The organism is Streptococcus gingivalis, assembly GCF_035544715.1.
Lineage (GTDB): Bacteria > Bacillota > Bacilli > Lactobacillales > Streptococcaceae > Streptococcus > Streptococcus gingivalis.
On record NZ_JAYKTO010000002.1, the window covers coordinates 650,926 to 662,958 of the forward strand.

Genomic DNA, 12,033 nt, shown 5'->3' on the forward strand with positions numbered 1-12,033 from the left:
AGGACGCCTTCTTTCTTAAAAGAGACCAGTGATATTGCCGTGGGCATCGATATCAATCTTTTCACTGGCAGGAACTTTAGGTAGGCCAGGCATGGTCATAATGGTACCAGTGAGAGCTACGATGAAGCCAGCTCCGGCAGCCACCTTAAGGTTACTGATTTTAACTGTGAAATCTTTTGGTGCTCCCATCTTCTTCGCATCGTCTGAGAAGGAATATTGGGTTTTGGCCATACAGATTGGGTAGTTTGAGAAGCCAAGAACTTCCAATTCTTTGAGTTCGCGTTTGGCCGCTGGTGTTAAGCTGATGCCTTTACCACCATAGACTTTTGTGACGATCTTAGTCAATTTTGTTTCAATGCTGTCTTCTTCGTCATAGACATAAGAGAAGTGGTTTTCTTCTTGAGCCAGTTGAATGACTTTTTCAGCCAAGTCACGACCACCAGCTCCACCATGTGCCCAGACATCTGAAATGACCACATCTACATGGCGTTTCTTACAAGATTCATAGACAGCTTCTAGCTCTGCTTCTGTATCCAGTGGGAATTTGTTAATGGCAACGACCACTGGTAGACCATAGACTTCTTGAATGTTGGCCAAGTGTTTGTCTAGGTTTGGTAGTCCATCGATAACGGCTTGGACATTTTCGGTAGCCAAGTCTGCTTTGGCAACTCCACCATGCATCTTGAGAGCACGGATGGTTGCGACGAGGACAACGGCAGCAGGTTTGAGCCCGGCCATGCGGCACTTAATATCGATGAATTTTTCAGCACCGAGGTCTGCTCCAAAACCAGCTTCTGTCACGACATAGTCTGCATATTTGAGGGCTAGTTTAGTAGCCAGCACACTGTTACAGCCATGGGCGATATTGGCAAATGGTCCACCGTGGATGATGGCAGGAGTATGTTCCAAGGTTTGCACCAAATTTGGATGGATGGCATCTTTGAGGACAGCTGCCATGGCACCTCCAGCCTTGAGATCTTTGGCTGTGACCGGTTGTCCTTGGTAGTTGTACCCAATAATGATGCGATCAAGACGTTCTTTGAGATCAAGGATATTTTCAGAGAGACAGAGAATGGCCATGATTTCAGAAGCCACGGTGATGTCAAAGCCATCTTCACGAGGAACTCCGTTTGTTTTTCCTTGAAGGCCATCGACAATATGACGGAGTTGACGGTCGTTCATATCGACCACCCGTTTCCAGGTGATGCGACGAGAATCGATGCCCAACTCATTGCCGTGATGGATATGGTTGTCAATCAAGGCTGCAAGGAGGTTGTTGGCAATCCCAATGGCATGGAAGTCTCCGGTAAAGTGAAGGTTGATATCTTCCATTGGAACCACTTGGGCGTACCCGCCACCGGCAGCTCCACCCTTGATCCCAAAAACAGGGCCAAGAGAAGGTTCGCGCAGGGCAATGACGGCTTTTTCACCAATAGCTGAAAGAGCATCGACCAAGCCAACAGAGGTGGTTGTCTTTCCTTCTCCAGCAGGTGTCGGAGAGATGGCTGTCACGAGGATCAGCTTTCCATCTTCCTTATCCTTGAGTTGTTCCAGTTGGTTGCTATCAATTTTTGCCTTGTATTTTCCGTAGAGCGAAATATCGTCTTCGGTCAATCCAAGTTCAGCAGCGATATCGGTGATGGGCTTCATTTGGACAGAATTGGCAATTTCAATATCCGATAAAACCATAGAATCCCTTCTTTCTTTATTTTTATTTGCTAGGTTTAAGATAGACTTTCTAAAATGGTTTGGTAAATGTTATCTGCAAGATCAGAACCGGTTTGGAGGAGCTTAAGTCCCTTGCCGTGGTATTCTTGGACGAAGTCTTGGTCCTTGATTCCTGAAATGTTGATCAGGACATTGAGCCAAGCCCCCTGAAGTCCAGCCTTGAGATTGAGAGCAGCCACTCCTAAGTCACTCGCCGCATTGGTGTTGGACTTACCAACAGCTTCTTTTGTTGTTTCAAGCGCTTCAACGATGAGCTCCATCATAGAGAAAGGAGATACTGTTGCATGTTTCAAAGCTTTTTGCATGGCTTCACGACGAGCGGCTTTCTCTTCTTCCGTTTCTTTTGGAAGATCAAAGACAGCTGATACGACGTTGAAAGCTTCTGTATCTTTATCGATGGCTTCTAGTAACTGGTCTTGGAGTTGAGCGCTTTTTTCATAAACCCCTTTGATGTGGTCTTCAAATTCTGCGTATTTTTTCTTTCCAATGGTCAGTTCACAGACCATTTTTGTAAGGGAAATCCCATTTGCAGCGGATAGGGCAGCAGCAGAACCACCACCTGGAGCTGGAGCATCTGAACCAAGGATCTTGGCAAACTCCGTAATACTTAAGTCAACTAGTTTCATAGATCCCCTTTCTAACCCAACAAGTGATTTTCCAAGACTTGTTTGCTGTAGTCAAAGTCTTCTAATTGCAAGTAGTATTCAGCAGAGTCGATCAAAGCCTTAGCAGGAGCAAGTCCGATAAGTTCTGTTCCGATGATGCGAACACCATAGCGTTGCGCTTCGAAACGAACGGTTTCAACGACACGATACAATGGGAATTGTTCCAAGTTGACCATGTTGATAGAGACTTGGGCGATGTTGCGATCTTCTAGCATGACACCGATCGCTTTACAGTACTTGTATCCACCGCTTGATCCACGAATGATTTTAGAAATTTTATTGGCAATCTCTAGGTCGTCTGTATCAAGGTTGATATTGAAGGCAACGAGTGGCATACGGACACCGACAGCTGTAACCCCTGCAGTTGGGTGAATCTTGCGTTCACCGTAGTCTGGCTTCCAGTCTTCTTCCAACAATTTTTCTGGCATTCCTTCAAATTGTCCTTTACGTACTTTAGCCAAGTTCTTTCGTTCTGGGCGAGTTGCAGCATCTTCGTAAAGGAAGATTGGAATACCTAATTCACGATTGATGCGTTCAGCTACTTTATTAGCGATCTCAACGCATTCAGCTGTAGTGATATCTTTAACCGGAACGAATGGACAAACGTCTGTTGCTCCCATACGAGGGTGTTCGCCTTCGTGCTTGGTCATATCAATGTTTTCAGAAGCGTATTTCACCAATTGGAAAGCCACTTCTTGAATGCTTTCTTCATCCCCAACGAGTGTAAAGACGCTACGGTTGTGACTGGCATCAGACGAGTAGTCTAGTAAAGTGACACCTGGAATACTTTTTGCTGTAGCTGCTAACCCGTCGATCACAGCCTGATTGCGTCCTTCAGAGAAGTTTGGAATACACTCAACAATTTTTGCCATATGATTACCTCTTTTTATAGGAGAAGTTGGGGAGGAGGAGTCTTTGTATTTTCCTCCCCTTTCTCAGTTTTTATTTTTTGATGTTAAAACAATTTTTGAACGGCTTCTTTGACCAAATCTTCATCTGCCAGATACGGAATGGTGATGTGGTCTGTTCCTGCATGGAGACGGTTGTACTCGATCGCTGTTTCAATGGCATGGTTATTCCGTGCCCAGTTCCGACGAGCAACCCCGCCCATGGTATCCCAGGCAATGGCAGACTTGATGATTTCGTCGATCCGGTGGCTACCGTCTAGGACGAGACCAAATCCACCGTTGATAGCTTTACCGATACCAGTACCACCACCGTTGTGGAGAGCGACGAGACTCATACCGCGAGCAGCGTTACCAGCGTAACATTGAACCGCCATATCGCAAGTAACGTTCGATCCATCCTTGATATTGGAGGTTTCACGGAATGGAGCATCTGTACCAGATACGTCATGGTGGTCACGTCCAATCATGACAGGTCCGATCTTGCCTTGGCGAATGAGTTCATTGAATTTCAAAGCAATGTTGACACGGCCCATGCAATCTTGATAGAGGATACGAGCTTGTGTACCAACTACCAGTTGGTTCTTTTCAGCATCGCGGATCCAGTTGTAATTGTCGCGGTCTTGGTAGCGACGAGTTGGATCGATCGCTTCCATAGCTGCATGGTCAGTTGCAATCAAGTCTTCGTGTTTACCGCTGAGGCAGACCCAACGGAATGGACCATAACCATAGTCAAAGAGCATAGGTCCCATGATATCTTCTACATAAGATGGCCAAATGAAGCCGTCCTTGTCATCGAGACCATTCTTAGAAATTTCCTTGATGCCAGAGTCGTAAACAGATTTCATGAAGGCATTACCATAGTCGAAGAAGTAGGTGCCCTTAGCCGTCAAGGCTTTGATCACTGCGAAGTGACGAGCCAAGGTTTCATCGACCAAACGATGGAAGGTTTCTTTGTCTTCGGCCAGCAAACGTGTCCGTTCTTCAAAGCTGATTCCAACTGGGCAATAGCCACCATCATAAACGTTGTGACAAGAGGTTTGGTCAGACAAGAGATGAACGTGAACTTGATGTTCATTGACATATTCGAGCAAATCTACGATATTACCATGGTAGGCAATCGAAGTTGATTCACCAGCTTCCAGTGCTGCTTGAGCCAATTTCACAGCTTCTTCGGCACTGTCTGTCACTTGGCTAATCCAGCCTTGAGAGTGACGAGTTTCGATCCGAGAGCGGTCCACTTCTGCAACGATGGCAACCGCTTTTGCGATTTCAGCTGCTTTCCCTTGTGCGCCACTCATTCCACCAAGACCAGATGAAATAAAGAGTTTACCGGTCAAGTCGCCATCATCAGGCACACCGAGTTTGAGACGACCGGCATTGAGAAGGGTGTTGAAAGTACCGTGAACGATCCCTTGTGGACCGATGTACATCCAGCCACCGGCTGTCATCTGACCGTAGTTGGTAACGCCCATTTCTTCAGCAATTTCCCAGTCGCGCATGTTATCATACTCACCGATCAAGAGACCGTTGGTAATGACGACACGAGGAGCTTCTGGTTTTGATTTGAAGAGGCCAAGAGGGTGACCCGATTCAACCACCAAGGTTTGGTCTTCTGTCATGACTTCCAAGTATTTCTTGATCAAGTTGTATTGCATCCAGTTGGCACAGACAGATCCTGTTTCCCCATAAGTGACCAATTCATATGGATAAAGAGCAATTTCAAAGCTCAAGTTGTTGTCGATCATGACCTGCATAGCCTTAGCAGCAGTGCATTTTCCTTTGTACTCATCGATTGGTTTTCCATAGATGCGATCTTTTGGACGGAAGCGATAGCCATAGATCCGACCGCGCGTTCTCAGTTCTTCCAGAAATTCTGGGATCAACTCTTGGTGGAATTTTTTAGGAATGTAACGCAAAGCGTTTTTAAGGGCAATTTCAGTCTGAGCTTGCGTTAAGCGGAAGCCTCTATCAGGTGCACGACGGATGCCTTCTTGAAAAGTCGCCTTTTCAGGTAGGACATCAAAGTCAAGTTTGACAGACATAGCAGCTGCAATTTCTTTCTCGTCTATAAATGACATAGCAGAACCCTCCTTATAGTTGGACTGTGAATTTATATTTTCTTTATTGTATCCAAGAAACGTCAATAGAGAGTCAAAAAAAAATATAATTTTTAATAAAGCAAAAAAAAATGAGGGAAAAACTTTTTGACTTTTTTTTGACGCTTTTCCTGTAGAATTGTAAAATGAATAACAATGGAAATAGAAAGGAATGTTTCATATGTCTGCTGATATCCTATTAACCCACTTTAACCAATTGTTTTGTCCGAATGATCTGGGTCATCCTCTCTATGGCAAGGAGATGGCAGAGGCAAAAATTCTTTCCGATGCTTATATCGCCATTAAAGATGGAAAGATTCTTGCAGTTGGGACAGGTCAACCAGACCCTGAACTGATCGATGACCATACGGAAGTGAAATCCTGTGAAGGAAAAGTTGCGACTCCTGGCCTGATTGACTGCCACACCCACTTGGTCTATGGAGGTAGTCGGGAACATGAATTTGCGAAAAAATTAGCGGGTGTTTCTTACTTAGACATCCTCGCCCAAGGCGGTGGAATTCTGAGCACGGTTCGGGCGACACGGGAAGCTTCTTTTGAAAATCTCTATGACAAGTCCAAACGACTGTTGGATTACATGTTGCGTCATGGGGTGACTACTGTTGAAGCCAAGAGTGGTTATGGTTTGGATTGGGAAACGGAAAAACGCCAGTTGGATGTTGTGGCTGCCTTGGACCGTGACCATGAAATTGATCTGGTTTCGACCTTTATGGCAGCCCATGCGATTCCCATAGAATACAAGGGCCGTTCCCAAGAATATTTAGATCTCATTGTGGAGCAAATGCTTCCCAAAGTGAAGGAAGAAAAGCTAGCTGAGTTCTGTGATATCTTCTGTGAAAAAGGTGTCTTTACAGCAGATGAATCTCGCTATCTTCTTTCAAAAGCTAAGGAGATGGGCTTCAAGCTGCGGATCCATGCCGATGAAATCGAATCCATTGGTGGCGTGGATGTGGCGGCGGAATTGGAATCTACTAGTGCAGAACACTTGATGGTGATTACCGATGAAGGCATTCAAAAATTAGCTGCAGCAAAAGTGATTGGAAATCTTTTGCCAGCTACAACCTTCAGCCTCATGGAAGATACCTATGCACCGGCTCGTAAGATGTTGGACGCTGGCATGGCCATCACCCTGACAACAGATAGCAACCCAGGGTCTTGTCCAACAGCCAATCTCCAGTTTGCCATGCATCTGGGTTGCTTCATGATGCGCCTAACTCCAGTAGAAATTCTCAATGCGGTGACCATCAATGCGGCCTATTCAGTTGATCGTGCTAAAACAATCGGCTCTTTCGATGTTGGCAAACAGGCCGACATCACGATTTACGATGCACCTAATCTAGATTATCTCTTCTATTTCTTTGCGACAAATCTCGTGACAGATGTCTACAAGAAAGGTCAAAAAGTCATTTAACCTCCTCCATTTCATTTGGGACTTTGCTCGTTTGCAAAAATCAGCAAAGTCTTTTTTTAAAACCTATCCCTGTAGGGAATGGAACCACTTTAGTGGGAAATTAAAATTTGACGTTCAAAGAATATTTTTCTTACTTTCTGATGTACAAAAAGGGAAATTCTTGATAGAATAGAAGTAATATTGAATATTTTCTTCAATATCATCTGTTTGTCGTGAAAACAGATTGTTTAAACTATTGATCAAACGAACAGGTTGTTCAACAGACCTGTCTAGAAATTGTGAGGAGACAAGATGACTGTCGATTATAACAGCAAAGCTTACTTGGATAAAGTAGACGCTTGGTGGCGTGCAGCCAACTACATTTCAGCTGCTCAAATGTACTTGAAAGATAACCCATTGTTGAAGCGCGAAGTCGTTGAAAATGACTTGAAGGCTCACCCAATCGGACACTGGGGAACTGTACCAGGGCAAAACTTTATCTATGCTCACTTGAACCGTGCCATCAACAAATACGACTTGGATATGTTCTACATTGAAGGACCAGGTCACGGTGGACAAGTAATGGTATCGAACTCTTACTTAGATGGTTCTTATACTGAATTGAATCCAAACATCCCACAAAATGAAGAAGGTTTCAAACACTTGTGTAAGATCTTCTCATTCCCAGGAGGAATCGCTTCTCACGCAGCGCCTGAAACACCAGGATCTATCCACGAAGGTGGAGAACTTGGATATGCCCTTTCTCACGCTGCAGGTGCTGTATTGGATAATCCGGATGTGATTGCTGCCACAGTTATCGGTGATGGTGAAGGTGAAACAGGTCCATTGATGGCTGGTTGGTTGTCAAATACCTTCTTGAACCCAGTCAACGATGGGGCGATCCTTCCAATCTTCTACCTCAATGGTGGGAAGATCCACAACCCAACGATCTTCGAACGCAAAACAGACGAAGAATTGGCCCTCTTCTTTGAAGGTCTTGGTTGGAAACCAATCTTTGCGAATGTCACTGCAATTTCAGAAGACCATGAAGCTGCACACGCTTTGTTCGCTGAAAAATTGGACGAAGCAATTGAAGAAATCAAGAAAGTCCAAGCAGAAGCTCGTAAAGGTTCTGCTGAAGAAGCAACTCAACCAGTTTACCCTGTCTTGATTGCTCGTATTCCTAAAGGTTGGACTGGTCCAAAAGCATGGGAAGGAACACCTATCGAGGGTGGATTCCGTGCGCACCAAGTTCCAATCCCAGTAGATGCTCACCACATGGAGCATGTCGATGCTCTTCTTTCATGGTTGGAATCTTACCGCCCAGCTGAATTGTTCGACGAAACTGGTAAACTAGTTCCTGAAATTGCGGAAATTGCACCAAAAGGTGACCGTCGCATGGCGATGAACCCAATCACAAATGCTGGTGTGATCAAACCAATGAACACAGCTGATTGGAAGAAACATGCCCTTCAATTCAACACACCAGGTGAAATCATGGCTCAAGACATGATCGAATTTGGTAAGTATGCGGCAGACTTGGTAGATGCGAACCCAGATAACTTCCGTATCTTCGGTCCAGACGAAACCAAATCAAACCGTCTTCAAGAAGTCTTCACTCGTACAAGCCGTCAATGGTTAGGACGTATGAAACCAGACTACGATGAAGCCTTGAGCCCTGCTGGTCGTGTCATTGACTCTCAATTGTCAGAGCACCAAGCAGAAGGTATGCTTGAAGGATATGTCTTGACAGGTCGTCATGGATTCTTCGCCTCTTACGAATCCTTCCTTCGTGTTGTGGATTCTATGATCACTCAACACTTCAAATGGTTGCGTAAGTCTAAGACACATACAACATGGCGTAAAAACTACCCAGCCTTGAACTTGATTGCAACTTCAACTGTCTTCCAACAAGACCACAATGGTTACACTCACCAAGATCCAGGTATCTTGACTCACTTGGCTGAGAAAACTCCTGAATATATCCGTGAGTACTTGCCAGCAGATACCAATAGCTTGCTTGCGGTAATGGATGAAGCCTTCAAGGGAGAAGATGTGATCAACTTGATTGTTTCTTCTAAACACCCACGTCCTCAATTCTACTCAGCAGCTGAAGCAGAAGAATTGGTTCGTGAAGGATACAAGGTGATCGATTGGGCATCAACTGTTTCAGCAGATGAAGAGCCAGATCTTGTTATTGCAGCTGCAGGTACAGAGCCAAACTTAGAAGCTCTTGCAGCCATCACAATCTTGCACAAAGCCTTCCCAGAATTGAAGATCCGCTTTGTCAACGTTGTGGATATCTTGAAATTGCGTCACCCATCCGTTGATGCGCGTGGACTTTCAGATGAAGAATTTAACAAAGTCTTCACAACGGATAAACCAGTCATCTTTGCTTTCCATGGTTACGAAGGCATGATCCGTGATATCTTCTTCAACCGTCACAACCATAACCTTCGTGTACATGGTTACCGTGAAAACGGGGATATCACCACACCATTTGATATGCGTGTGATGTCTGAGTTGGATCGCTTCCACTTGGCACAAGATGCAGCTAATGCAGCTCTTGGAGATGCAGCAAGCGCATTTGCAGCGAAGATGGATGAAACAATCGCCTTCCACCATGACTACATCCGTGAAAACGGAGACGACATTCCAGAAGTTCAAAACTGGAAATGGGAAAACGTGAATAAATAAGAAAAGAGAGTGGGACAGAAATCGGTAATTCGTTAGAATTCGATTTCGTCGTCCCACCTCCGCACAGTTGAGTAGGGCTGTAAAAGCTGATGAAATCAGCGTAGTAGAGCCCACTCAACCACTGCGTCTTGCTCGACAATCCAAAAATAATTGAGAGGCTAGGACTTTTGTCCCAGCCTCTTTTGTGATGAACAGCAAGTAACAAAAGTAAGAGGATGAGAATAGATGTTCGGAAATCAAGCGTTTTCAAATAAAATTGCAAGAGTTTCCAGGAAAATATTGAAGTAAAACCGAAAAAATAGTAAAATGGAAGAGCTGATTGCAGCAATTCAACTGTTCTGCGTTCTCCTTTTAGGAGAAGTGTTCTACATTAGAAAATGGAGTATTCTATGAAGAAAAAAATTATCTTGAAAAGCAGTATCCTAGCGGTCGCTGCAGGTCTTAGTGTTTTTGCGATCAATAGCGTTTTTGCAGACGAATTGCCTGTGCAGTTCATGGGCGTCAATGACTTCCACGGTGCCTTGGAACAAACAGGGACAGCTCGTTTAGAAGGCGAAACTGTGAAAAATGCAGGAACAGCCCCACTTTTGGCAACCTATTTGAACGATTCGCAAAAAGACTTTGAAACGGAGAATGCCGGAACGCCAAATGCCAGCATCCGTGTGCAAGCGGGAGATATGGTCGGCGCTAGTCCAGCCAACTCTGCCCTCCTTCAAGATGAACCAACTGTAAAAGTCTTCAATGAAATGAACTTTGAATATGGCACTCTTGGAAATCACGAGTTTGACGAAGGACTTGGTGAATTCAACCGGATCATGAAGGGAGAAGCCCCAACACCTGGTCAATTCAATAAGATCGTCGATGAGTATCCTCATGAAGCTTCTAAACAAGAAGTTGTAATTGCCAACTTGGTTGACAAAGATACTAACAAAATCCCATTTGACTGGAAACCTTATACCATCAAAGAAATCCCAGTCAATGACAAGACCGTTAAGGTCGGATTTATCGGGGTTGTTACGACAGAATTCCCAAATCTTGTTTTGCGTAAAAATCATGAACAATACCGTGTTTTGGATGAAGCAGAATCCATTGCCAAATATGCGCGTGAACTGAATGACCAAGGCGTTCATGCTATCGCTGTCTTGGCCCACGTTGCTGCAACAAGTAAAAATGGGGTAGCAGAAGGTCCTGCTGCAGACATGATCAAAAAATTAAACCAAATCTATCCTGAAAACTCAGTGGATATCGTCTTTGCAGGTCATAACCACCAATATACAAACGGGATGGTTGGAAATACCTTGATTGTTCAAGGTACGTCTCAAGGGAAAGCTTACTCGGATGTCCGTGGGGTCCTAGATACGGATACAGCTGACTTTGTCAAAGCTCCAACTGCTAAGATTATTGCGGTAGATCCATCGAAAGGCAAAGCAAAAGATGCCAAGGTTCAAGCGATCATCGATGATGCCAATGCGACGGTTAAAAAAGTAACAGAAGCAAAAATCGGTACAGCAGACAAAGCTGAAAATATTACCCGTGAATTGAATGCGCAAAAAGAAAGTGCTGTTGGAGATTTGGTCACAGCAGCGCAACTAGATATTGCCAAAAAATCAGGTTATCCAGATGTTGACTTTGCCTTCACCAATAATGGAGGAATTCGTGCAGACCTCGTGGTGAAACCAGACGGAACAGTCACTTGGGGTGCAGCTCAAGCAGTGCAACCATTTGGAAATATCCTCCAAGTAGTAGAAATCACTGGGGACCAAATCTACAAAGCTTTGGATCAACAATATGATGAGAAAGAGCTTTACTTCTTGCAAATGGCAGGGATCAAGTACACCTATACGAAACCAGCCGATGCAACGGAAGAAAATCCTTATAAGGTCGTGAAAGCTTACAAGGCAGACGGAACTGAAATTGATCGCAACAAGACCTACAAGGCGATTATCAACGACTTCTTGTATGGTGGTGGTGATGGCTTCTCAGTCTTCCGCGATACAAAATTGATCGGTGCTATTAATCCAGATACAGAAGTCTTTATCCAATACATCGAAGATGTGAATAAGGCAGGGAAGAAGTTATCTGCTTCAATCTTGGGTAACAAGACATTTGTGGAAAAAGTGGAAGAAGAAAAACCAACTCCAGAACCTCAACCACAACAGGAACCACAGCCATCGCCAGTTGATCCAGTAAGTCCTGTAAATCCAGTCCATCCTGTAGCTCCAGTGACTCCTACTACCCCAACATCTCAACCTGAAAACCCAGTAACTCCAGCTCAACCAGCTGCAAGCGAAACAAAAGAAGTGGCAAGTGTCAAACCAGTCGCTGTCACTTATCATACGGGTGGCCAAGCAGAAGTAGCTGCTACACCAGCAACGGGTCTTCCAAAAACAGGTCAAGAAGAATTGGCTTCCACAGTCCTTAGCCTCTTTGGCATGACCTCACTAGCTTTAGCAGGCTTTGTAGTCAGCAAAAAACGTGAAGGTTAAGTTCTTCATCCGTTAACTTACCCTAAAAAACGTCCGTTTTTTTAA

At 44.6% G+C, this 12,033-nt stretch carries 7 protein-coding genes; 3 read left to right on the forward strand and 4 right to left on the reverse strand.

Annotation, left to right across the window (positions count from 1 at the left end; all coding sequences use genetic code 11):
* Nucleotides 1-15 precede the first annotated feature (15 nt).
* The 4 genes from SM122_RS09570 to SM122_RS09585 all read right to left on the reverse strand — a co-directional run bounded on the left by SM122_RS09570 (nucleotide 16) and on the right by SM122_RS09585 (nucleotide 5,379).
* On the reverse strand, nucleotides 16-1,689 hold the full coding sequence (locus tag SM122_RS09570) for a formate--tetrahydrofolate ligase (RefSeq protein ID WP_155170173.1): 1,674 nt from the start codon (nucleotides 1,687-1,689) through the stop codon (nucleotides 16-18).
* Nucleotides 1,690-1,724: 35 nt separating this feature from the next.
* Complete coding sequence (locus SM122_RS09575; protein WP_155170171.1) at nucleotides 1,725-2,354, reverse strand: cyclodeaminase/cyclohydrolase family protein; 630 nt, start codon at nucleotides 2,352-2,354, stop codon at nucleotides 1,725-1,727.
* A gap of 11 nt (nucleotides 2,355-2,365) precedes the next feature.
* Nucleotides 2,366-3,265, reverse strand: coding sequence for a glutamate formimidoyltransferase (gene ftcD, locus SM122_RS09580; protein WP_003008641.1), 900 nt, complete (start codon nucleotides 3,263-3,265; stop codon nucleotides 2,366-2,368).
* Nucleotides 3,266-3,348: 83 nt separating this feature from the next.
* The gene (locus SM122_RS09585; protein ID WP_070662732.1) at nucleotides 3,349-5,379 is read right to left on the reverse strand and encodes a urocanate hydratase; all 2,031 of its coding nucleotides are present in this window, start codon (nucleotides 5,377-5,379) and stop codon (nucleotides 3,349-3,351) included.
* 199 nt (nucleotides 5,380-5,578) lie between these two features.
* Here SM122_RS09585 and hutI point away from each other — a divergent pair, with 199 nt between their 5' ends.
* The 3 genes from hutI to SM122_RS09600 all read left to right on the forward strand — a co-directional run bounded on the left by hutI (nucleotide 5,579) and on the right by SM122_RS09600 (nucleotide 11,988).
* A complete protein-coding gene (gene hutI / locus SM122_RS09590; RefSeq protein ID WP_049486240.1) occupies nucleotides 5,579-6,826 on the forward strand; it encodes an imidazolonepropionase in 1,248 nt (415 codons plus the stop codon).
* 291 nt (nucleotides 6,827-7,117) lie between these two features.
* On the forward strand, nucleotides 7,118-9,502 hold the full coding sequence (locus SM122_RS09595; protein WP_049497966.1) for a phosphoketolase family protein: 2,385 nt from the start codon (nucleotides 7,118-7,120) through the stop codon (nucleotides 9,500-9,502).
* A gap of 389 nt (nucleotides 9,503-9,891) precedes the next feature.
* Nucleotides 9,892-11,988: a surface-anchored 5'-nucleotidase gene (locus tag SM122_RS09600; protein WP_031576923.1), complete on the forward strand. Its 2,097-nt coding sequence runs from the start codon at nucleotides 9,892-9,894 to the stop codon at nucleotides 11,986-11,988.
* Nucleotides 11,989-12,033: the final 45 nt, after the last annotated feature.

Coding starts and splice junctions, on each gene's coding strand:
- SM122_RS09595 (WP_049497966.1), top strand. CDS start 7,118: ATGACTGTCGATTATAACAGCAAAGCTTACTTGGATAAAGTAGACGCT.
- SM122_RS09570 (WP_155170173.1), bottom strand. CDS start 1,689: ATGGTTTTATCGGATATTGAAATTGCCAATTCTGTCCAAATGAAGCCC.
- SM122_RS09585 (WP_070662732.1), bottom strand. CDS start 5,379: ATGTCATTTATAGACGAGAAAGAAATTGCAGCTGCTATGTCTGTCAAA.
- SM122_RS09600 (WP_031576923.1), top strand. CDS start 9,892: ATGAAGAAAAAAATTATCTTGAAAAGCAGTATCCTAGCGGTCGCTGCA.
- SM122_RS09575 (WP_155170171.1), bottom strand. CDS start 2,354: ATGAAACTAGTTGACTTAAGTATTACGGAGTTTGCCAAGATCCTTGGT.
- hutI (WP_049486240.1), top strand. CDS start 5,579: ATGTCTGCTGATATCCTATTAACCCACTTTAACCAATTGTTTTGTCCG.
- ftcD (WP_003008641.1), bottom strand. CDS start 3,265: ATGGCAAAAATTGTTGAGTGTATTCCAAACTTCTCTGAAGGACGCAAT.